This is a genomic window from Neorhizobium sp. 2083 (assembly GCF_031455615.1).
Lineage (GTDB): Bacteria > Pseudomonadota > Alphaproteobacteria > Rhizobiales > Rhizobiaceae > Neorhizobium.
In genome coordinates, this window is sequence record NZ_JAVDTC010000001.1 from 1,113,532 (window position 1) to 1,134,815 (window position 21,284).

Annotated in this window: 26 protein-coding genes; 12 read left to right on the plus strand and 14 right to left on the minus strand. The window is 60.9% G+C overall.

What is annotated here, in order from left to right; genetic code table 11:
• Positions 1–38: 38 nt before the first annotated feature.
• The 3 genes from lspA to J2X76_RS05725 are packed head-to-tail and all read right to left on the minus strand — an operon-like array spanning position 39 to position 2,490.
• Positions 39–530 (minus strand): signal peptidase II, encoded by a 492-nt coding sequence (gene lspA, locus J2X76_RS05715; RefSeq protein ID WP_113125550.1) that lies wholly within the window; start codon positions 528–530, stop codon positions 39–41.
• Complete coding sequence (locus tag J2X76_RS05720) at positions 527–1,387, minus strand: RNA methyltransferase (RefSeq protein WP_310213960.1); 861 nt, start codon at positions 1,385–1,387, stop codon at positions 527–529. The genes lspA and J2X76_RS05720 overlap by 4 nt, the downstream gene beginning before the upstream one ends.
• Entirely contained in the window at positions 1,384–2,490 is a 1,107-nt protein-coding gene (locus tag J2X76_RS05725; RefSeq protein WP_310213962.1) for a class I SAM-dependent methyltransferase, read from the minus strand. The genes J2X76_RS05720 and J2X76_RS05725 overlap by 4 nt, the downstream gene beginning before the upstream one ends.
• 194 nt (positions 2,491–2,684) lie before the next feature.
• Here J2X76_RS05725 and J2X76_RS05730 point away from each other — a divergent pair, with 194 nt between their 5' ends.
• Positions 2,685–3,140, plus strand: a complete 456-nt coding sequence (locus J2X76_RS05730) for a carbon monoxide dehydrogenase subunit G (protein WP_113125547.1) — start codon at positions 2,685–2,687, stop codon at positions 3,138–3,140.
• Between the two features lie 5 nt (positions 3,141–3,145).
• On the opposite strand, the gene J2X76_RS05735 is transcribed toward J2X76_RS05730, so the two are convergent.
• From J2X76_RS05735 to sppA, 3 genes are all read right to left on the minus strand, one after another.
• A complete protein-coding gene (locus tag J2X76_RS05735) occupies positions 3,146–3,481 on the minus strand; it encodes a lipopolysaccharide assembly protein LapA domain-containing protein (RefSeq protein WP_113125546.1) in 336 nt (111 codons plus the stop codon).
• Between the two features lie 103 nt (positions 3,482–3,584).
• Positions 3,585–3,902, minus strand: coding sequence for an integration host factor subunit beta (locus tag J2X76_RS05740; RefSeq protein ID WP_162732048.1), 318 nt, complete (start codon positions 3,900–3,902; stop codon positions 3,585–3,587).
• Positions 3,903–3,910: 8 nt separating this feature from the next.
• Positions 3,911–4,867, minus strand: a complete 957-nt coding sequence (sppA, locus tag J2X76_RS05745; protein WP_113125544.1) for a signal peptide peptidase SppA — start codon at positions 4,865–4,867, stop codon at positions 3,911–3,913.
• Positions 4,868–5,071: 204 nt separating this feature from the next.
• On the opposite strand from sppA, the gene lptC reads away from it, so the two are divergent.
• From lptC to ptsN, 6 genes are all read left to right on the plus strand, one after another.
• Positions 5,072–5,740, plus strand: a complete 669-nt coding sequence (lptC, locus tag J2X76_RS05750) for an LPS export ABC transporter periplasmic protein LptC (RefSeq protein WP_310213964.1) — start codon at positions 5,072–5,074, stop codon at positions 5,738–5,740.
• 12 nt (positions 5,741–5,752) lie between these two features.
• Entirely contained in the window at positions 5,753–6,307 is a 555-nt protein-coding gene (locus tag J2X76_RS05755; protein WP_113284935.1) for an LptA/OstA family protein, read from the plus strand.
• Positions 6,308–6,343: 36 nt separating this feature from the next.
• Positions 6,344–7,126, plus strand: coding sequence for an LPS export ABC transporter ATP-binding protein (gene lptB, locus J2X76_RS05760; RefSeq protein ID WP_113125679.1), 783 nt, complete (start codon positions 6,344–6,346; stop codon positions 7,124–7,126).
• A gap of 186 nt (positions 7,127–7,312) precedes the next feature.
• Positions 7,313–8,869, plus strand: coding sequence for an RNA polymerase factor sigma-54 (gene rpoN / locus J2X76_RS05765; RefSeq protein WP_310213966.1), 1,557 nt, complete (start codon positions 7,313–7,315; stop codon positions 8,867–8,869).
• Between the two features lie 247 nt (positions 8,870–9,116).
• Complete coding sequence (gene hpf, locus J2X76_RS05770; RefSeq protein ID WP_113125540.1) at positions 9,117–9,692, plus strand: ribosome hibernation-promoting factor, HPF/YfiA family; 576 nt, start codon at positions 9,117–9,119, stop codon at positions 9,690–9,692.
• Between the two features lie 77 nt (positions 9,693–9,769).
• Positions 9,770–10,234, plus strand: a complete 465-nt coding sequence (gene ptsN, locus J2X76_RS05775) for a PTS IIA-like nitrogen regulatory protein PtsN (RefSeq protein WP_113125539.1) — start codon at positions 9,770–9,772, stop codon at positions 10,232–10,234.
• A 131-nt stretch (positions 10,235–10,365) separates the two neighbouring features.
• Here ptsN and grpE read toward each other — a convergent pair whose 3' ends face one another.
• Both grpE and hrcA read right to left on the minus strand, forming a co-directional pair.
• Positions 10,366–11,007: a nucleotide exchange factor GrpE gene (gene grpE, locus J2X76_RS05780; protein ID WP_113125538.1), complete on the minus strand. Its 642-nt coding sequence runs from the start codon at positions 11,005–11,007 to the stop codon at positions 10,366–10,368.
• Positions 11,008–11,123: 116 nt separating this feature from the next.
• Positions 11,124–12,203 carry a heat-inducible transcriptional repressor HrcA gene (hrcA, locus tag J2X76_RS05785; RefSeq protein ID WP_113125537.1) on the minus strand — a complete coding sequence of 360 codons (1,080 nt, stop codon included), beginning with the start codon at positions 12,201–12,203 and terminating at the stop codon, positions 11,124–11,126.
• A gap of 178 nt (positions 12,204–12,381) precedes the next feature.
• On the opposite strand from hrcA, the gene rph reads away from it, so the two are divergent.
• From rph to hemW, 4 genes are read left to right on the plus strand one after another with little or no spacing between them, the layout of a single operon-like run.
• Positions 12,382–13,098, plus strand: coding sequence for a ribonuclease PH (rph, locus tag J2X76_RS05790; protein WP_113125536.1), 717 nt, complete (start codon positions 12,382–12,384; stop codon positions 13,096–13,098).
• A gap of 18 nt (positions 13,099–13,116) precedes the next feature.
• Positions 13,117–13,524, plus strand: coding sequence for a VOC family protein (locus J2X76_RS05795; protein ID WP_113125535.1), 408 nt, complete (start codon positions 13,117–13,119; stop codon positions 13,522–13,524).
• A gap of 8 nt (positions 13,525–13,532) precedes the next feature.
• A complete protein-coding gene (gene rdgB, locus J2X76_RS05800) occupies positions 13,533–14,177 on the plus strand; it encodes an RdgB/HAM1 family non-canonical purine NTP pyrophosphatase (protein ID WP_113125534.1) in 645 nt (214 codons plus the stop codon).
• Positions 14,178–14,183: 6 nt separating this feature from the next.
• Positions 14,184–15,377, plus strand: a complete 1,194-nt coding sequence (hemW, locus tag J2X76_RS05805) for a radical SAM family heme chaperone HemW (protein ID WP_310213975.1) — start codon at positions 14,184–14,186, stop codon at positions 15,375–15,377.
• Positions 15,378–15,383: 6 nt separating this feature from the next.
• Here hemW and J2X76_RS05810 read toward each other — a convergent pair whose 3' ends face one another.
• From J2X76_RS05810 to dnaA, 3 genes are read right to left on the minus strand one after another with little or no spacing between them, the layout of a single operon-like run.
• Complete coding sequence (locus tag J2X76_RS05810; RefSeq protein WP_310213977.1) at positions 15,384–15,977, minus strand: class I SAM-dependent methyltransferase; 594 nt, start codon at positions 15,975–15,977, stop codon at positions 15,384–15,386.
• Positions 15,978–15,986: 9 nt separating this feature from the next.
• Positions 15,987–16,571, minus strand: a complete 585-nt coding sequence (locus tag J2X76_RS05815; RefSeq protein ID WP_310213979.1) for a LysE family transporter — start codon at positions 16,569–16,571, stop codon at positions 15,987–15,989.
• 39 nt (positions 16,572–16,610) lie between these two features.
• Complete coding sequence (gene dnaA, locus J2X76_RS05820; RefSeq protein ID WP_113284941.1) at positions 16,611–18,176, minus strand: chromosomal replication initiator protein DnaA; 1,566 nt, start codon at positions 18,174–18,176, stop codon at positions 16,611–16,613.
• A 215-nt stretch (positions 18,177–18,391) separates the two neighbouring features.
• Between dnaA and J2X76_RS05825 the strand changes: the two genes are divergently transcribed.
• Positions 18,392–18,616: a hypothetical protein gene (locus J2X76_RS05825; protein ID WP_162732040.1), complete on the plus strand. Its 225-nt coding sequence runs from the start codon at positions 18,392–18,394 to the stop codon at positions 18,614–18,616.
• A 417-nt stretch (positions 18,617–19,033) separates the two neighbouring features.
• On the opposite strand, the gene rpsT is transcribed toward J2X76_RS05825, so the two are convergent.
• From rpsT to mutM, 3 genes are all read right to left on the minus strand, one after another.
• Positions 19,034–19,300 carry a 30S ribosomal protein S20 gene (gene rpsT / locus J2X76_RS05830; protein ID WP_007763374.1) on the minus strand — a complete coding sequence of 89 codons (267 nt, stop codon included), beginning with the start codon at positions 19,298–19,300 and terminating at the stop codon, positions 19,034–19,036.
• 189 nt (positions 19,301–19,489) lie between these two features.
• On the minus strand, positions 19,490–20,263 hold the full coding sequence (locus J2X76_RS05835) for an enoyl-CoA hydratase (RefSeq protein ID WP_310213985.1): 774 nt from the start codon (positions 20,261–20,263) through the stop codon (positions 19,490–19,492).
• Positions 20,264–20,309: 46 nt separating this feature from the next.
• Entirely contained in the window at positions 20,310–21,188 is an 879-nt protein-coding gene (gene mutM / locus J2X76_RS05840) for a bifunctional DNA-formamidopyrimidine glycosylase/DNA-(apurinic or apyrimidinic site) lyase (RefSeq protein ID WP_310213987.1), read from the minus strand.
• Positions 21,189–21,284 lie beyond the last annotated feature (96 nt).

The window sequence follows — 21,284 nt, forward strand, 5'->3', positions numbered from 1 at the left end:
GGTTTCTTTCCCAATCCATAGAGCAATCAGGTAAAATTTTACTGATCAGCCTTTTTCGGCCCGAACAGCTCGTCGAGGATCACCAGGCCGGCCCCGACGGTGATGAAACTGTCCGCCAAATTGAAGACGGCAAAGGACCAAGTCTCGGTATGGACCAGGATATAGTCGATCACGTGGCCATAGGCGAAGCCGTCAATCAGATTGCCGATCGCGCCGGCGATGATCAAGGCGAAGCCTGAATGGGCGAAAGGTCGGTCCTTCGGCGTGCGGCGCCAGAGCCACACCACGAAAGCGACGATCAACACACGCATGCCGACGATGAATTCCCTCTCCATGCCCGACAGCAAGGAAAACGCGACGCCGAGATTGTAGGTGCGGTAAAGCGCCAGGACCGGCAGGAGCGGTACCGCCTCCTGCATCGGAAGATAATTCTCGACAGCGATCTTTATTGCCTGATCGAGAATGACCGCGACGACGATGACGATCAGTGCCACCGGAGGCCGGGAAAGCAGGGCTATGCGTGTCGTCATTTCTTCTCGTCCAGGGTCAGCAGATGGCGCCGGGCTTCAAAAAGCATCACGGTCGAGGCGACGGCGAGGTTGAGCGAATCGGCCCTTCCCTGCTGGGGAATGCGAACCGTGCGATCTGCGGCCCTGGCAAGATTGTCGGGCAGGCCGGACTGCTCGTTGCCCATCAGCAGCACCGCCGGCTTCTTCGTATAATCCACGGTGCGGTAGTCGACCGCGCCGGCGAGATGGGTGGCCACGACCTGGACGCCGGAGCGCTTCTGCCAGTTCAGGAACTCCTCGGCCGAACACTTGACCACCGGTACTGCGAAAACCGAACCCATCGTGGCGCGCACGGTTTCCAGTGAAAAGGGATCCGTGCATTCGCCGATCAGGATCACGCCGGAAGCGCCGGCCGCGTCTGCCGTGCGGATGATGGTGCCGAGGTTGCCGGGGTCACGCACCCGGTCGAGCGCCACCAGCGTCTCGTCCCTGCCCGGCCTAAGATCGTCGAGCTTTTTCCAGCGCTGTTCGAAAATGCCGACGACCATCTGCGGATTGTCACGGCGGGTGATCGAGGAGAGCACCTTCTCGCTGACCTCCAGCACCAGCCCGCCATGGGCGACGGTCTTTGCCGCCACCTGCTCGACCAACGGTTTGCCCTTCGCCGCCTTGGCATAAACGAGCGTCCGGATCGACCAGCCGAGTTCGAGCGCATCGATGACGAGTTTCAGGCCCTCGGCCATGAAGGTGCCGCTCTCTTCGCGGTCCTTCTTGTTGGTGAGCGCCTTGATGTCCTTGATGATGGGGTTGGAAAGCGAGGTGACTTCCTTCACCTGGCCGACCCGTCGTGGTCCGGATTTCTGATGTTCGTCGGTCATGCCGGCACCCAGCGACTGAAAAGAGAGGTGGAAAGCGCGCGGCCCGGCGTCTTGCCGTCCAGCCCCGCCTCGCGGATGACGAGCTCGCCCGATTCCACGGCGCCGCCCGCACCGCGCATCGTCTCGCGCATCAGCTCGTGGATGGAATAAAAGCTGGCGCGGATCGAATAGGCGGTCAGCACCAGGCCGATCGCCTTCGGCGACAGCAGTTCCCGGCAGATGTCGAGCATCAGCGGCAGGTGATCGAAAAGCTGCCAGACTTCGCCATTCGGGCCTCGGCCGAATTTCGGCGGGTCGGTGAGGATGATATCGTAGCGGTTGCCGCGCCGCTCCTCGCGCAGGATGAATTTCATGGCATCCTCGCAGATCCAGCGGATCGGCGCCTTGTCGAGGCGGGCAAGCACTTGGTTCTCGCGTGCCCAGCCGATGGCCTTCTTCGAAGCGTCCACATGGGTCACTTCCGCGCCGGCGGCGGCCGCCACCAGCGATGCGACGCCGGTATAGCCGAACAGGTTCAGCACCTTCACCGGCCGTTTCGCTTCCTCGATGCGGTTCTTCATCCACCCCCAGTGGACGATCTGTTCGGGGAAAACGCCGACATGGCGGAAGGAGGTGAAGCGGCCGAGGAAATCGATGCCGAGCAGCGACAACGGCCAGGTTTCGCCGAGCGCCTCGGAAAATCTCCAGCGCCCCATGCCGTCCTCGTCCGTGTCGCCGGTAAAGACCGCATCGGCCTTTTCCCAGACATGGGCGGCAAGCGACGGCTGCCAGAGCGCCTGGGCTTCCGGCCGGACGATGCGATAAGGGCCGTACTGCTCCAGTTTCAGCGCATTGCCGCTGTCGATCAGGTGGAAATCACCGGCGCCGGACGATTCGAGAATGACGGGCACGCGTTCCGGCGGGCGCTCGCCGCTGCGGGGCAAAAGCGCGCGGGTTTCCGCAGGCGCTGTGGCCGGCGCCTGTTTTATCGTCTTTTCCTGAGAACGGCCCGTTTGCCTGACAGGCTCTGATTTCGTGGCGGCGTGCCCCCGCGAGGGCCGGCTGTCCGCCCCGCTCCGGGTCTTCTGGACCGGCCGCCTTTCCTTGTTCTTCAATGCGTTCATCCGCCTGGTTCTTGTCCTTCGCAGCAGATAACATCTGCCAACCATTCTTCAAAGCGGCCACTATCGAAGAATTCTGCCGATCACCATTGTTCGACGGATCTTACTCGAGCCGCTGTCCCTCCCTTTGTCCTACTTGGCAAACAACCGGTACCTTGCAATAACGCCTGGGAACCACATTTTGGGAGGATCATCACATGGATATGGGCGGCGAAGAACGTATTGCGGCACCTCGCGAAGTCGTCTGGGCTGCGCTGAACGACCCGGAAATCCTTCGCCAGTGCATTCCCGGTTGCCAGACGCTCGAGCAGAAGTCTCCGACCGAGCTTGCCGCAACCGTCAAGCTGAAGGTCGGCCCGGTCTCCGCGAGCTTCTCCGGAGAAGTGACCCTCTCCGACATCAATCCTCCGGAAAGCTATACGATCTCGGGGGAAGGCAAGGGCGGCATTGCGGGCTTCGCCAAGGGTTCGGCAACGGTCATGCTCGTCGAAGACGGCAGCGACACGCTGCTTCGCTACTCCACCAAAGCGCAGGTCGGCGGCAAGCTCGCGCAGCTCGGCTCGCGGCTGATCGATTCCACCTCGCAGAAGCTCGCCGGCCAGTTCTTCGCGGACTTCAACAAGGCCGTGGTCGCCAAGGCCGCCCAGGTCTGATCGATCTATTTCGAAGGAAGCTGCGCCGAAGCCGGCCGGCCGGCGACGGCAGCCTTGTGCTCGTTCTGCCAGCGAACCGCTTCGCGCGCCTCAACGCGCGCCTGCTTGCGGTGTTTGCCTTGGCTCCACCAGGTCACGAACGAGCCGATGAACATGCCGATCAGCACGGCCAGGAACAGGAAGAGGAAGAAGGGCGCGCTCACCGCCAGCATGCCGTCTTCCGGCCTGAAGGGATTGAGGGCCAGGGTGACCACCTGACGATTCGCGACAGCGAGCACGATCAGCACGATGCCAAGCGGCACGAAGACCACGAGCGAGACGATCCTTTTGAACTTATCCATGTGAATGCTCCGGCAACCGACTGCGTGCTGTTTTACCAGCGTCTGTTGCAGAATAGGCGCGCTTTATGGGGTTTCAAGGGCGGCCGAAAGCCGCGCAGGCAGATCAATCGTCTTCGTCATCCAGGCCTGGGTTCAGGCGCTCGCGCAGTTCCTTGCCCGTCTTGAAGAAAGGAACCCATTTCTCCTCGACGAAAACGCTCTCGCCGGTGCGCGGATTGCGGCCGGACCGGGAGGGACGATTCTTCACCGAAAACGCGCCGAAGCCTCGCAGTTCGACGCGATTTCCGCCTGCCAGGGCATCTGTGATCTCGTCGAGCACGGCATTGACGATGTTCTCGACGTCGCGATGGTAGAGATGCGGATTGCGAGCTGCAACGATCTGCACCAGTTCTGACTTGATCACGGTTGCCCCCTGAAAAATTTGGATTTTTAACCGCGCCCAACCTGCCAAACGGAGACAAGACCGTCAAGAAACAACTTGTCTGCCCCGAAGGTGCGAAGGGCGTCCGGAGTGATCGCCTGGCCGAAACCGGAGAGCCTGAAGAACTCGCTGACGGCGCTCGCGAACCAGAAGGACGACGAGGTGTTGCGCTCCTTCCAATCGACGACCGGCAGGTCCTTCGAAACGCCGCGCGATTCCAGATAGGCGCGAATGTCTTCCTCGCCGCCGAGCTTGTCGACCAGCTTGACGCTGAGCGCCTGTCGGCCGGTGAAGATGGTGCCGTCCGCAAGCTTCAGGACCTCGTCGCGCGGCATCTTGCGACGGTCGGCAACCAGATCGACGAACCAGGTATAGCTGTCCATCACCATGTTGCGGATCATCGTCTTGGCTTCCTCGCTCGCCGGATGGAAGGGCGACGGTTCCGCCTTCAGCGGCGCCGACTTGATCTCTTCGAGCGAGACGCCGATCTTCTTCATCACCTCGTCGATCTGCGGATACTGGAAGATCACCCCGATCGAACCGGTGATCGAACTTTCTCCCGCGACGATCTGGTCGCCGGCGGTTGCGATCATGTATCCGGCGGATGCCGCCAGCGTGCGGATATCGGAAACGACCGGCTTCTTTTCGGAGACCTTACGGATCGCCTTGAAGATGCGCTCTCCGCCATAGGTCGTGCCGCCGGGCGAGGAGATCGAGACGATCAGCGCCTTGGCCTGGCTGCTTTTGGCGATCCTGTCCAAGCGTTCCAGCAATTCCTTGTCGTCGGTGATCATCCCGGAAATTTCGACGCGGGCGACATGGGGCACGGCGGAGCCGGCGCTCTCGCCGGCAACGACCCGGTAGAGCGCAAAGCCGATGCCGACCAGGAAAACGAGGGCGACGACCCGCCAGAAACTCAGCTTGCGGCGCAGCGAACGCCGGTCCGCAATTGCCATTTGATCCATGAAATCACCCTTCGAGATGCGCAGCCGTTGCTAAATAGGCTCTCTAGCGCGTTTTGCAGCGGCTCACATCACGTTTTTATGTTGTCCGTTATTGTTTGTTGATGAATAAAAACCATATTGGCGGACAAAGCAAAGCTCCCACCCGTCTCTGCTCTATTACGAGACGAGGACGGAGACGGGCTATTAAGGAACTATCCGGCACCTATGCTGCAGCATATTCGAAAAACGGCAGGCTTTGCGGCGGCCCTGGAACCGCGTGCGGACGCCTATCAGGTGGCGCTTGCGCATTCCGCGCTCGTGCGCAAGCTCAAGATATTGCTGCCGATCCTGGCCGGCGTGATTTCGGCCGCCTTCATCGGCGTCTCGATCATCCGCGCCTACCTGCCGGAGAACCTTTCGATCGAGAACGCCCGCATCGAAAACGGCAAGATCGTCATGGAGCGGCCGGCGATCTCGGGCCGCAACAAGGACGGCATCAGCTACTCGATGACGGCCAACCGCGCATTGCAGGATATCAAGAACTCGAACATGATCACACTTGAGGACGTCAAGGCCGCCGTGCCGGTCAATGACGACGTGATCGCACGGGTCACCGCGACCGTCGCCAACTTCGATCGCGGCACCGACATGCTCGATCTCGACTCGCCGTTCGACGTCAATCTGAGCAACGGCATCACCGCCCGTTTCAAGTCCGCCCATCTCGATGTCAACGCCGGTGTGATGAATTCGCCCGAGCACGTCGATATCTCCATGAAAGAAGGCTCTATTGTTGCAGAGTCTTTAAAGATAACGGATAAGGGACACACCATCACCTTCAAAGGCCAGGTTCGCGTCCATCTCGACCCAGCCACCATCCGCAACCAAGGCAAGTAGAGCCCGGCCGTCATGACCCATCGCCGCCTTCCTATACGCAATACCGCAGTTCTGATCGCGGCAGGGGTAGTCTCCTGTCTGGCAGCGACCGCACAAGCCCAGACGACCACCAGCCAGATGGAAGGCCTGAAACTTTCCGGCGACCAGCCCATTCAGATCCAGAGCGACCAGCTCGAGATCAAGGAGCAGGAAAAGAAGGCGTTCTTCACGGGCAACGTCCAGGTCGTGCAGGGCACGACCACGGTGAAGGCCGGCAAGATGACGGTCCTCTATACCGGCGAAGGCTCGTCGGTTACCTCGGGCAATGCCAATATCGACAAGATCTTTCTCGACGACACGGTGTTCCTGACCTCCGGGACGCAGCAGGCGACCGCCGAAAAGGGCGAGTTCGACATGGCCTCCCAGACCTTCGTGCTTTCGGGCAAGCAGGTCGTGCTCTCCGAAGGCCCCAACGTCTTCAAGGGTTGCAAGCTCACCGTGCTGATGGAAACCGGCCAGGCCAAGCTCGATGCCTGCGGCGGCCGTGTCGAGATCCTGCTCGATCCAAAATCCCGGCCGAAGCAATAATAGACATCTGACGTGAAAATACCGTTCCTCTCCAGTCTGTCGGCCAGCAAGCCGCCCGCCCCAGAACCTTTCGTCGTACGCGATAAAGCGCGCTACGAGGGTACGCTGGTCGCGCACGGGCTTTCGAAGACTTACGATACGCGCCGTGTCGTCAACGGCGTGTCGCTGGTCGTGCGCCGTGGCGAGGCCGTCGGGCTGCTCGGACCGAACGGTGCGGGCAAGACGACCTGTTTCTACATGATCACCGGCCTGGTGCCGGTGGACGAAGGCATGATCGCGATCAACGGCAACGAAGTCACCCACATGCCGATGTATCGCCGCGCCCGCCTGGGCGTGGGCTATTTGCCGCAGGAAGCCTCGATCTTCCGCGGCCTGACGGTCGAGGAAAATATTCGCGCGGTGCTGGAAGTACACCAGCCCGACCGGGACAAGCGGGAAAGCAAGCTCGACGAACTGCTGGAAGAGTTCCACATCAGCCAGTTGCGGAAATCCGCGGCCGTGGCGCTTTCCGGCGGCGAGCGGCGGCGCCTTGAAATTGCCCGGGCGCTTGCGACCGACCCGGCCTTCATGCTGCTGGACGAACCTTTTGCCGGCGTCGATCCTATTTCGGTCTCCGATATCCAGAACCTCGTACGCCACTTGACGGCGCGCGGCATCGGCGTTCTGATAACGGATCACAACGTCCGCGAGACGCTGGGCCTGATCGACCGGGCCTATATCATCCATGCGGGCGAAGTGCTGACCCATGGCCGGGCGGACGATATCGTCAACAACCCGGATGTTCGCCGCCTCTATCTTGGCGACAAATTCAGCCTCTAGGCGTTGTTCCGGCCATTGCGGGACGGAAATTTACTTTCCCGCACTGCAACGCTTGACCAAATCCCTCAAAAAAGCAATTCTTGTGCCAGATGCAAATTTGGCCTCGTGGGGCTCGGCCGAAAGCGGGCTTCCACCACTCCATGACCGGGTGGTTCAAGGGGATTGCAGGGGAGTTTCGCGTCCGCCATGGGTTTATCCGCTAATCTTTTCCTACGCCAAACCCAATCGCTGGTGATGACGCCGCAGCTGATGCAATCCATTCAGCTGCTCCAGATGACGCATTTCGAACTCAACCAGTTCATCGCCCAGGAAGTCGAAAAGAACCCGCTGCTCGAAATTGCGTCAGGCGGGGGCGAAAACGACGCGGAAACAGGCTTCGATGCCGGCGACGACTTTGCTCCGACCGAAGACCGCGAGGCTTCGGCAGCAACCGAGGTCGATAGCGGCTGGTACGAAGGCTCTTCTTCCATCAGTGCGGAAAGGCTCGGCGAAGGGCTCGACACCGGTTTCGAGAACGTGTTTCCCGACGATGGTCCGGCGCGGCGCGCCGATGCGCCGGAGCTGCTCAGCCAATGGAAATCCATGCCGGGCGGAGAATCCGGAGAAGATTACGACCTCGATGATTTCGTCGCCGGTCAGGTGACGCTGCGCGACCACCTGAACCAGCAGATCCCCTTCCTGATGACCGACGCGGCCAGCCGCCTGATTGCGCAACATCTCGTCGATCAGCTCGACGAGGCGGGTTACATGCTCGGTGACATAGAGGAACTGGCAGCTCGCCTCGGGGCGAGCCTCGAAAAGGTGGAAGCCATCCTGCGATCGCTGCAGACGCTCGATCCACCGGGCGTGTTTGCCCGTTCGCTCAGCGAATGCCTGGCGATCCAGCTTCGGCAGAAGGACCGGCTCGACCCGGCCATGGATGCACTCCTCAACAATCTCGACCTGCTCGGCAAGCGCGACTTTGCTTCCCTCCGGAAAATCTGCGGCGTGGACGACGAAGACCTGATCGACATGCTGGCGGAAATTCGCGGCCTCAACCCTAAGCCGGGCGCCAGTTTCGAGCATGGCATGTCGGAGACGATTTCACCGGACATCGTCGTGCGGGCGGCACCCGACGCCAGCTGGCTGGTCGAACTCAATCCGGACACCCTGCCGCGCGTTCTGGTGAACCACACCTATTTCCAGACGGTATCCAAACACTGCCCGAAAAACGGGGACGACCATAATTTCCTTTCCGAATGCATGCAGAACGCCAACTGGCTGACGCGCAGCCTCGATCAGCGGGCCAAGACGATCATGAAAGTCGCCGCCGAAATCGTGCGCCAGCAGGATGCCTTCCTGATGCGCGGTGTCGATCATCTGCGGCCGCTCAATCTCAAGACGGTCGCGGAAGCGATCAAGATGCACGAATCGACGGTCAGCCGCGTCACCTCCAACAAATACATGCTGACGCCGCGCGGCCTGTTCGAGCTCAAATATTTCTTCACGGTGTCGATCGGTTCGGCGGAAGAGGGCGGCGACAGCCATTCGGCGGAGTCCGTACGCCACCGGATCCGGCTGCTGATCGCCCAGGAGACGCCGGACGCGGTACTGTCGGACGACGATATCGTCATCAGCCTGAAACGCGGCGGAGTGGAACTTGCTCGCCGGACGGTTGCGAAATACCGGGAGGCGATGAACATCCCCTCCTCCGTCCAGCGCCGGCGCGAAAAGCGGGCGATCGCCGGGGTGGCGGCGTTCTGATACGCCACTGGAACGCCCGGTTTCCACAGGCCTACGTAGAAATCCCGAGGCTCGCCGCCGTTGACATTTAAAACATCGGGCGCTAGAAGCCCGCCGCAACTGCACGGGACATGGCACGAAACGTATCCCATCATCCAGACAGGCACCGCTTGCAGCATTTTAGCCCAGTCGTGCGCGAACGGCTTGGATGAGGAGACGGCTTGGCGTAGACTGGAACACGCAAGTCACGACAAGAAGGAAGAACTCCATGAGTGTGCGTGTATCCGGTAAGCATATGGAAATTGGCGATTCGTTCCGTCAAAGGATCGAGGACCAAATCGGAGAAGCGGTTACAAAATACTTCGACGGAGGCTATTCAGGCCAAGTCATCGTGGAAAAGGCTGGTTCGCGCTTTTCTGCCGACTGCAAGGTGCATCTCGATACCGGGATCGTCCTGCATGCGGCCGGCGAGGCGAACGATCCGCAGATCAGTTTCGATGCCGCCGCACAGCGGATCGAAAAACGTCTGCGTCGCTACAAGCGGCGGCTCAAGGATCATCATGCCGGAAACCATATGAATGGTTATGCGGAAGTTGCCTACACTGTTATGGACAGCGTACCGGATGAAGGGGAGGAAGTGCCGGAGGATTTCGCGCCGACCATCGTCGCGGAAAGCTCGAAGCAGTTGAAGACGATGACGGTCGCAAGCGCCGTCATGGCACTTGATATGACAGACGAGCCTGTTCTCCTGTTCCGCAGCCCCGGCAAGGAACATCTGAACATTGTGTACCGCCGCACTGACGGCAATATTGGCTGGATCGATTCCACCAATATCAAGAACTAAAACTTGGGGAGAGCGTCGGAAACGACGCTCCCCTTCGCCTAGGGCACAAGCTCTTGCGGCACGAAGGATGATGAGAAATGGCATTGGCAGATTTGCTGCAGCAAGATGCGATTATTCCTGCCCTGAAGGTAAATTCCAAAAAGCAGCTGTTGCAGGAGCTGGCAGCCAAGGCTTCCAAGCTGACGGGCGTGGGCGAACGAGAAATCTTCGACATCATCCTGCAGCGCGAAAGGCTCGGCTCCACCGGCGTCGGCCACGGTATCGCCATCCCGCACGGCAAGTTGAGCAGCATCTCTTCCATCAAGGGCATTTTCGCGCGTCTTGAAGCACCGGTCGATTTCGAAGCGCTCGACGACGAGCCGGTCGACCTGGTATTCCTGCTGCTCGCTCCCGAGGGGGCAGGCGCCGACCACTTGAAGGCCCTGTCGCGGATCGCCCGCGTGCTGCGCGACCAGGACCTCGTCGCCAAGCTGCGCAAGACCGATTCCGCCTCGGCGATCTATGCCTTCCTCAACGAGGAGCAGGCAAACCACGCCGCCTGACGGCACATGCATTTCGTGGGGACGAAACGAACCGCGCGGCCGCTGATAAAGCGCCGCGCGGTTTTGTTTTCAGCGGTTGTTGAGCATCGGGCGTAGGCAAAAAGCGGGCTGACACCCGATTTTCAAAGGTCTCAGGCGTTGTTGCCGCCGGCGGCTTCTGCCGGAGCTTCCGCCTTCGGCCCGCCCTTGGCAACACCCACCATGGCCGGGCGCAGGACGCGTTCGCCGATCGTGAAGCCTGCCTGGACCACCTGGACGACCGTGTTGTTCGGTACGGCAGGGTTCGGGATCTCGAACATCGCCTGATGGAAGTTCGGGTCGAACTTCTGGCCCTCGGCATCGATCTTCTTGACGCCGTGGCGTTCCAGCGCCGACAGCATGGAGCGTTCGGTCATCTCGACACCCTCGAGGAGCGTCGTCAGCGAGGCATCGGCGGCAGCGCGCATTTCGGTCGGAACGGCGTCCAGCGCCCGGCGGAGGTTATCCGAGACTGCGAGCATGTCACGTGCAAAACCGGCGGCCGCATAGGACTTCGCGTCCTTGATCTCGCGTTCGGTGCGGCGGCGCAGGTTATCCATCTCGGCGGCCAGCCGCAGGAAACGATCGCGCAGTTCGTTATTCTCGGCCTTCAGCAATTCCAGCGGATCCGGTTCGGCGGCAGGCGCCTCGGCATTCTTCTGGCTGGCCGCGTCCTCAAGAGCAGATGCAACAGCTTCCGCCGTATTCTCCGCGGCAGCTGCGTCAGGTCCGTTCTTGTTGGTTTCGTCGGTCATGACGGTCTCCGGTTATTCTTGGCTTGATTTAAGGGCTTCGATTTGTGCCCGATATCGAGGTTAAAGGTGAAAAAATCAAGGCTTGCGGGGAAACTTGGGGCCTGCTCGTCGCGAATTCAGCGCGACAGCCTTGCAAGGAGCTGGGCGGTATAGTCCACCATGGGCACGATGCGCGAATAGTTGAGCCGCGTCGGGCCGATAACACCGACGGCACCGACGATCCGATCCTCGCCGTCGCGATAGGGCGCGACTATCAGCGACGAGCCGGAGAGGGAAAACAGCTTGTTTTCCGAGCCGATGAAAATCCGGACGCCCGGCCCCTTTTCGGCAAGGTCGAGAATCTCGATCAGGCTGTCCTTCTTTTCGAGATCGTCGAAAAGCAGCCGCAAGCGATCCAGATCGGCAACGTCCGCCAGGCCTTCGAGCAGATTGGCGCGGCCGCGCACTATGAGCTGGGTCGGCTTGCCCTCCTCGCTGTCGCCCGACCAGACCGCAAGACCGCGTTCCACCAGCTCCTGGGAAAGCGCATGAAGCTCGCCCTGAACCTGGTCCTTGAGGGTCTTCAACTGGCCGCGCAGCTCCGGCAGCGTCTGGCCGCTCAGATGGGCATTGAGGAAATTGGCTGCTTCGGTCAATTGCGACGATGTCACGCCGGCCGGCAGTTCGATGATCCTGTTTTCCACCTGGTTATGATCGCCGACCAGCACCGCGAGCGCCTTGGTCGGCTCCAGGCGAATGAATTCGACATGCTTGAGGACCGGGTCGCTCTTGGTGGTGATGACGATGCCGGCGCCGCGCGAGACGCCTGAGAGCATCCGGGTTGCTTCCGCCATCAGGCTCTCGATCGGCTGATCGCGATCCGCGGGCCGGATCTGCCGATCGATACTGGCGCGCTCTTCGGCGGACAGGTCCCCGACCTGCATGAAGGCATCGACGAAAAAGCGCAGCCCCGACTGGGTCGGAAGGCGGCCGGCGCTGATATGCGGGGAGTAGATGAGACCGAGTTCCTCGAGGTCGCTCATCACGTTGCGCACGGAAGCCGGCGACAGCGATATCGGCAGCAGGCGGGAAAGATTGCGGGAACCGAGCGGCTCTCCCGTTTCCAGATAGCTTTCCACGATGCGACGGAAAATTTCGCGCGAACGATCGTCGAGCACAGAGCCGCTGTCCCTACCCGTCGATGCCGAAAATCCCATCTAAACCTTCACCTTTCCATTGATCCTTCCGGAAAATATAGTCATTCCCCGCGCCTTAGCCAAAGGGAAAATCGCCGCCGCCACAGTCAGTCGCCCCGCAAGCTCTTACCGGCCTTTTTCTTTGCAAAAGCTTGGCCGGGGCCTTAGAAGGCGGAAACAGAAATCCAGGGAGTGAAGCATGCGGCCTTCAGGCAGACAGTTGAACCAGATGCGCAAGGTCTCGTTCGAGCGCAATTTCTCCAAACATGCGGAAGGCTCCTGCCTCGTGAAGTTCGGCGATACGCATGTGCTCTGCACCGCGAGCCTGGAAGAAAAGACGCCGCCGTGGCTGCGCAACAGCGGCAAGGGCTGGGTGACCGCCGAATACGGCATGCTGCCGCGCGCCACCGGCGACCGCATGAAGCGCGAAGCCGCTGCCGGCAAGCAGGGCGGCCGCACCCAGGAGATCCAGCGCCTGATCGGCCGCTCGCTCCGCGCCGTCGTCGATCTCGAAGCGCTCGGCGAAAAACAGATCACCGTCGACTGCGACGTCATCCAGGCAGACGGCGGCACGCGCACGGCCTCGATCACCGGCGGCTGGATCGCGCTCTACGACTGCCTGAAATGGATGGAAGCCCGCTCGATGATCAAAGTCGAGAAGGTGCTGAAGGATCACGTCGCAGCGATCTCCTGTGGTATCTTTGCCAACCAGCCGGTGATCGACCTCGATTATATCGAGGACTCCGCCGCCGAAACGGACGCCAATTTCGTGATGACCGGCTCCGGCGGCATCGTCGAGGTGCAGGGAACCGCGGAGGGCAAACCCTTCAGCCAGGAAGAATTCCTGAAGCTGCTGGCTCTCGCTCAAGACGGTACGCAGGAACTGGTGGCGATGCAGAAGCAGGCGATCGGCTAAGGCCGAAGGGAGTGCGGCTTGATCGAAGGCATTCTCGAAACTGCGCTCTACACCGACGATCTCGATGCCGCCGAGGCGTTCTACGGCGGCATTCTCGGCCTGGAAAAGGTTCTTCGCGCAGCTAACCGGCATGTGTTCTTCCGCTGCGGTCCAGGCATCCTTCTGATCTTCAATCCGGCGGAGACGGTAAAGCCGCATCCGCCCGGAGGTTTGCCCGTCCCGCCCCACGGAACGACCGGACCGGGACATATCTGCTTTCGCATGACCGGCGAAGCGATTGACTTGATCAAGGAAAAGCTCAACAAGGCAGGTATTGCGATCGAAAGCGATTTCCGCTGGCCGAACGGTGCCCGCTCAATCTATTTTCGCGATCCGGCCGGCAACAGCCTGGAATGCGCAGAGCCGAGGCTCTGGGATATCGAATAGGAAATGTCATGCGCAAGCTCGATACCAAGACGATCGTCGTGGCCAGCCACAATGCCGGCAAGATCCGCGAGATCGCCGAACTGATCGGCCCCTTCGGCTTCTCGGCCAAATCCGCGGCCGAACTGAAATTCGAAGAGCCCGAGGAGACGGGCACCACATTCGCGGAAAATGCCGCGATCAAGGCGCTTGCATCCGCCAGGGCCTCCGGCCTGCCGGCGCTGTCGGACGATTCCGGTATCATTATCGATGCTCTCGACGGGGCTCCGGGCGTTTATACCGCCAACTGGGCTGAGCGCGAGGACGGCAGCCGCGACTTCCAGATGGCGATGGAAAAGGTCGAGAAGGCGCTGCAGGAGCGCGGTGCTACGAGGCCGGAGCAACGGACCTGTCGTTTCGTCAGCGTACTGTGCCTCGCATGGCCGGATGGGCACACGGAAATGTTCCGCGGCGAGGTGGAAGGGACGGTGGCATGGCCGCCGCGCGGCAGCGAGGGTTTTGGTTATGATCCGGTCTTCCAGCCGGCGGGCTATGATATTACATTCGGGGAAATGAGCAGCGATCAGAAACATGGCTGGAAACCCGGCGAGCCCGAGGCGCTGTCGCATCGCGCCCGTGCCTTCAAGCGTTTCGTCGAAACCTGCCTGGAGGCTTGAGGCGCCTTGAATTCAGCCGCTCCTCTTTTGCGCGATACCCTTCTGCCCGATACAGGCGAGCCGGGCTTCGGCGTCTATGTGCATTGGCCGTTCTGCGCGGCCAAGTGCCCCTATTGCGACTTCAACAGCCATGTGCGCCACCAGCCGGTGGACCAGCCGCGCTTCACCGCCGCTTTCCTCAAGGAAATGGAAGTGATGCGGCGCATGAGCGGGCCGAAGACCGTCACCAGCATCTTCCTCGGCGGCGGCACGCCTTCGCTCATGGACCCCGCGACGGTTTCGGCGATCCTCGACGGCATCGCCAGGCACTGGCATGTGCCCGATGGTATCGAGATCACCATGGAGGCCAATCCGTCCAGCGTCGAGGCGACACGCTTCCGCGGTTATCGTGACGCTGGCGTCAACCGCGTTTCGCTCGGCGTACAGGCGCTCAACGACGTGGACCTCAAATTCCTCGGTCGGCTGCATGATGTCGCCGATGCGCTGAAGGCGATCAGGCTGGCGCGGGAGATCTTTCCGCGCATGTCCTTCGACCTCATCTATGCCCGGCCCAAACAGACGGTCGAGGCCTGGGAAGCGGAGCTGACGGAAGCGGTCTCCTATGCCGTCGATCACCTGTCGCTCTACCAGCTGACCATCGAGGAAGGCACGCCCTTCTATGGCCTGCACAAGGCCGGCAAGCTGATCGTGCCGGACGACGACCAGTCGGCGGCGCTCTACGAGGCGACGCAGGAGATTACCGAGCGGTTCGGCATGCCTGCCTACGAGGTTTCCAACCATGCGCGGCCGGGTGCCGAAAGCCGCCACAACCTGACCTATTGGCGTTACGGCGACTATGCGGGCATTGGCCCTGGCGCCCATGGCCGCCTGACGCGCGGCAGAACCAAGATTGCGACCTCTACCGAGCGGCGCCCGGAAACCTGGCTGGACCAGGTGGAGCGCATCGGCCACGGCATGCTGGACGAGGAAATCCTCGGCTACGAGGAACAGGCCGACGAATTGCTGCTGATGGGCCTGCGTCTGCGGGAAGGCGTGGATCTCGCCCGCTGGCAGCAGCTTTCCGGCCGCGATCCGGACCCGGTCCGCGAAGAGCGGCTGCTCGAGCACGGCTTCATCGAACGGCTTGGCAATTCGCGGCTGCGCTGCACGCCGGCCGGCATGCTGATTCTCGACGCTGTGGTGGCCGATCTCGCCTGCTGAGAGGCCTCAGGCCTTTACCGCAAGAACGTGCAGCCAGTCGGTCGGCTTGTTGTCGTACCCGCTGCCCTGCTCTTCGTCGATATGGACAGAGGTCCAGGCGAAAGCCCCGTAAGCGGCACTTAGCCAGTCCCTGGACGGATAGTTGTAGTAGCGCCCAAGGCTGTCATGACCTTCGGCCTCGCCAGCCTTGAAGCTGGCGTAAAACACCCCGCCCGACCGCAAGGCCTCGTGGATGCGGCCGAGGATGCCGCCAAGCTCCGCGCGCGGCGCATGCAGCAGGCACGCATTGGCCCATATGCCGTCGAAAGCCGAGACCGCGTCGATATCCCCGAAACGCAGCACATCGACCGGCCTGCCCAGGTTTTTCGACGCCTCTTCCGCCATCTCTGGAGTGCCGTCGGTCGGCATAATGTCGAAACCCCGCGCGATCATGACGGCGCTATCGCCCCCACTGCCGCAGCCGAGTTCGAGGATCACGGCGCCGGGCGCGAGCTTCGAGAGGAAGATATCGAGGCGGCGCATGTTCGGGGCAGAACTTGCCGCGTAGGTCACTGCGTTTTGGCTATAAAAGCTGCCTGTCGGATCTTTCGAGGCGGCCATTCATGATCCTCAGCGCTGCGACATCAGCAGCTTCGTACCGAAGCCGACAAAGACCATGCCGACGCCGAGATCGATCCTCTTCTTGGCTTTGAGATAGGCGGCCGCCACCGTGCGGTGAGTGATCAACGCGACCAGGAAAGTGTAGTAGATCGTCGAAACCGTGACCATGACGGCGATCGCCGCAAGGCCATAGAGGAAGGGGGTGCCGGCCGGCATTGTCGCGGCAAAAAGGCTGGCCACGAAGAGCGCCGATTTCGGATTGGCGAGGTTGGTCGCCAGCCCCATGCGATAGGCGGTCTTCAGCGGAACTTCGACACGCGCCGCCGCGATATCAGCCGACTGACGCGATTTCCGCGCATCGAGGAATATCTTCAATCCGAGCCAGACGAGATAGAGGCCGCCCACGACCTTGAGCGCCACATAGGCAAAGGGTGCAGCCTGGAAGAGGACATTGATCCCCAACCAGCCGGCAAGACCCCAGCAAAGCGTGCCCGTGATCGTTCCCATCGCCGCCACGATCGGCACGCGCCGCGGGGCAGTCAGCGCATAACGCATGACCAGAAGCGTATTGGGCCCCGGCGTTATGCACGCCACGGCCCAGATCGTCGCTACCGAGAGAAGAAACATGGATGTTTAAGCGTTGTTCTCGTTGATCAGCCGTTTCAGCAGTTCTACCTCGTGGCTGAGCTTCGTGTCACCCGAAATCAATTCCTCGATCTTGCGGACCGCATGCAGGACGGTGGTATGGTCCCTACCGCCGAAACGGCGGCCGATCTCGGGGAAAGAGCGCGGCGTCAGCGTCTTCGACAGATACATGGCGATCTGGCGCGGCTTGACGATGACCCGGGTGCGGCGGTTCGAGACCAGTTCCTGCCGCGACACATTATAGTGACGCGCCACGATGCGCTGGATGTCCTCGATGCGGACGCGCTTGGCCTCGCCCGCACCCACCAGATGGGCGAGCAGTTCATCGACGCGCTCGATCGACAGGGAAGGCTCGAAAGACCGACGGAACAGAAGCTGGTTGAACGCGCCTTCCAGCTCGCGACCGCTGGCGGTCACATTCCGGGCCACGTGGCTCAGGATGTCGGCGGGGATATCGAGCGACGGATCGTCCTGCCGTGCTGTCTCCAGACGACCCTTGATCATCTCGAGGCGCATTTCATAGTCCGGCGCCTCGACTTCGATCGCCACACCACCCTGCAGACGGGAGCGGACGCGCGGATCCAGCGATTCCAGTTCCCACGGCGCGCGGTCGGCAGCTACCACTACCTGTTTGGCACTGTCGAGCAGCATGTTCAGGAGATGGCAGAACTCGTTCTGGATCATCTTGCCCTGCAGGAACTGCATGTCGTCGATGATCAGCAGATCGATATTGCGCAGCGAGTCCTTGAGCGTCAGCGCGTCGTTGTCGCGGATCGCCGTCGCAAAACGCCACATGAAATATTCCGCAGTCAGATAGACGACCCGCGGCATGCGCTCGCTGCCGACCGCCGCATTGGCAATCGCCTGCAGAAGATGCGTCTTGCCGAGGCCAACGCCCGAATGAATGAAGAGCGGATTGAACCGAACCGCACTGGCGCCGGCTTCCGCGATCGTTTTTGCAGCGGCGAGCGCTACCCGGTTCGACGGGCCTTCCACGAAGGTCTCGAAGGTGAAGCGGCTGTCGAGCGGTGAGCCGAACAGCGGGCCCGGAGCCTGCGCCGAACGCGTAGGTGAAGCCGCCGGGGTCGGGAAAGCAGCAATCTTACCAATCTCGCGGGGTGCCTGAGGACGCGGAAACGAGGCAGCGACGGCCGGTTCCGGCGCAAGAGTGCGCTCTTCGCCTGCTACAGCTGTCTTGGTGCTGCGGCTTGCGCTGCGCACCAGGATTTCCACCTTCAGGATTTCCGCATCTTCCGCCTGGAAGATAGTGGTGATGAGATCGAGATAGCGGTTATTGATCCAGGATTTCAGAAAGGTGGTCGGCACCGTGAGCCGAACAACACTCTTCGAGACGGAATGCAGCTTCAAACGTCCGAACCAGCTTGCATAAACATCCTGGCCGACCTGCGCCTTAAGACGTGCGCTGAACCGCTCAAAAAGAGCATCATGCTTCATTTCCGTCGTTTCCCCTGCCGCCTGGGAGCAACTTGGATCAAATGCCTGCCGCGCGTGGTCCCCATTACCTGCACGGGCCGAGATAGTATTCATATGCATAATTCGCCGCCTTCCAAATCTCGTAGCCTGGCGGTTCTCGTTAACGCCGCCAGAACAAACTTCGTTTCAAGGCATAGCAAACCATTCCCAATCATTGAGAACCGTCGCCGCCCGTCCCCTTTTTTCAAAAACTCTCTCTCGTCCTCGCAGCCGATCAAAAGTCCCGCCCAGCCCGCCTCGTAACGGTCTGCGCTTGCAGGAGCCACCCCACATATATGAACGCCCTCACCCTCATCGTGAGCCGTCCAAACTTCTTCCACCTCCTTCATCCGGGTGCCGAACCGGATTACGTTGACAAAAATCGACCGTTTCCGGAAAATGCCAATTTCCGGACCGCAACCGATGGTTATCAGGAAAACGGGCGAGTTGATCCCGTTGCAAAGGGCAAAAGTCTGCTCGCCGTCGTACACTTGACGGTTACCGGCAGCCCTTTGAAGTAATCCCCGCGCCCCTTGCTGAAGGCCATTTAGGCAGGATCAAATGCCAAGATCAATGATGAATTTTACGCAAAATTAAGAGCCGGGCGTTGACTCCGCGAGCGTGATTTGAATGTCACAGAGGCCTTCATGGAGAATCGCTGTTGAATCAATGGGATTCAAAAATGACATACATTCTGAGCGATTGTTCACAGAAAAAATAAAAATGTTCTTGACTCGATCTGAGGGCTTTTGGCCATCGCCAAAGTCACCCACGGACTCATAGACCTCTCACAAACCATTGATTTATATCAATATTTTCTGTCACGCCGGTGACACGAAATTGTTAATGAGCCGGATAAATATAAGGAGGCCTGAGAGAATCACAAAAAGCCCGGTCAGGAGGACCAGGCTTCATTATGATACAGTTTGTGAAATTTATTAGGCCGAAAGGGCCTTCACACGTGCAGCAAGACGGGACACTTTGCGGGATGCCGTATTGCTGTGAAGCACGCCCTTGGAAGCGGCGCGCTGGATCTCCGGCTGGGCAGCCTTGAGGGCTTCGGCGGCAACGGCCACGTCACCCGTAGCAATCGCTTCCTCGACCTTGCGGATGAAGCCGCGAACGCGCGAGCGGCGGGACTTGTTGACTGCGGTACGGCGTGCGATCTTGCGGGTCGCCTTTTTCGCCGAAGTTGTATTGGCCATTTCATGCCTCTCTACGAATTCGAACCAAACTCCGCCGTTGCCGCGCCGGTCCTTGCGACCATCAATCCAGCAATTCGGGAGCAATAGAGGAAGCCATGATCAGGCTTTCCCAACTGTGGGCGGGCATATAACCGGAATACCCGCCCCAGTCAACGCGCATTTTGGCGGATGGCCCACCCCTTTTGCGATCTAGCGGTTCGAGAACTGCGGTTTGCGCTTTTCGACAAAGGCCGCCATGCCTTCCTTCTGGTCCGCAGTTGCAAACAGCGAATGGAAGAGCCGGCGTTCGAAACGCAGACCTTCGGCAAGCGTGCCCTCGAAAGAACGGCCCACCGCCTCCTTGGCCATCAGCACCGCGGCACGCGGGAAGGAGGCGATCTTCGCCGCCGCCTCGACCGCCTCGTCGACCAGCCGATCCGGCGAAACGATGCGCGACACGAGCCCCGCCCGCTCCGCTTCCGCCACATCCATCATCCGGCCGGTCATGACCATGTCCATCGCCTTTGCCTTGCCGACGGCGCGGGTCAGCCGCTGCGAGCCGCCCATGCCGGGAATGACGCCGAGCGTGATCTCCGGCTGGCCGAACTTGGCGGTTTCCGAGGCGATGATGAAATCGCACATCATGGCGAGCTCGCAGCCGCCGCCGAGCGCGAAGCCGGAGACGGCGGCGATCATCGGCTTGCGGGTGGCGGCGATCGCCTCCCAGCCCGAAATGAAGTCGGTCACATAGGCTTCGACGAAATCGATGCCTTGCATTTCCTTGATATCGGCGCCGGCGGCAAAGGCCTTTTCCGAGCCGGTGAGCACAATCGCACCGATCGCCTCGTCCTTGCCGAATGCGGAGAGCGCTTCAGTCAGCTCGGCCATCACGGTCGAGTTGAGCGCATTCAGCGCCTTCGGGCGATTGAGGGTGATGAGCGCGACGGCGCCCCGGATCTCGGTCAGCAGGGTTTCGTAGCTCATCTGGTGTCTCCTCTTTATGTTTCCGGTACCGGTATTATGGCAGCCGTTATTTCTGGCAGGCGGGGCAATAGAAGGTGGAGCGGCCCGCCTGAGTGATGCGCGCGACGGTACCGCCGCAGCCGGGCGTGCGGCAAGCCCCGCCTTCCCGGTCGTAGACGGAGAAGGAGTGCTGGAAATAACCGAGCGAGCCATCCGTCTGGATATGGTCTCTCAGCGACGATCCTCCGGCGGCGATCGCATCGGCGATGACGTCGCGGATCGACTGATTGAGCAGGACCAGTTCCTTGGTCGGCCTGCCGGTCTTCGTCACGACGCTTCCCGCGGCCCGCGTCGGCAGGAGGTGCGAGCGCCACAGCGCCTCGCAGACATAGATGTTGCCAAGGCCGGCGATCACCGTCTGGTCGAGCAGCGCGCCCTTCAGCGGCTGGCTCTTGCCCGCCAGCCGAGCCGCCAGATAGTCGGCGTCGAGCGCATTGCCGGTCGGTTCCGGCCCGAGTTCGGCGAAAGCCGGATAGAGATCGAGCTCGCTGCGCTTCCACAACTGCATGAATCCGAACCGGCGCGGGTCGTTGTAGATGACGCGGAGCGGTCTTTCGTCGCGCTTCAGATGGAACACGACGTGGTCGTGCTTCTGATCCTTCGAACGGGGATGGTGAAATTCGCCAAGCGCCTCATTCTCGATGCGGAACGACCCCGACATGCCGAGATGGCTGATCACCGTCAGATCATCCTCCAGGTCGATCAGCAGGTATTTGGCGCGCCGGCCGAGCGAGACGATGCGGCGCCCCCCGACGGCATCGGCAAAATTTTCCGGCAGCGGAAAGCGCAGGTCCGGACGATTGAGCTCCAGCCTGGCAACCACGGCGCCTTCCATTGCCGGAGCAAGACCGCGCCGGACGGTTTCCACCTCTGGCAATTCGGGCATGATTGACTAACTTCCTGTTTCAACGATATCGCGCCTGGTCTATAGACCGGACCGGATGTCGCACCCATCTTATGAATACGTGCCACAGATAGCGCG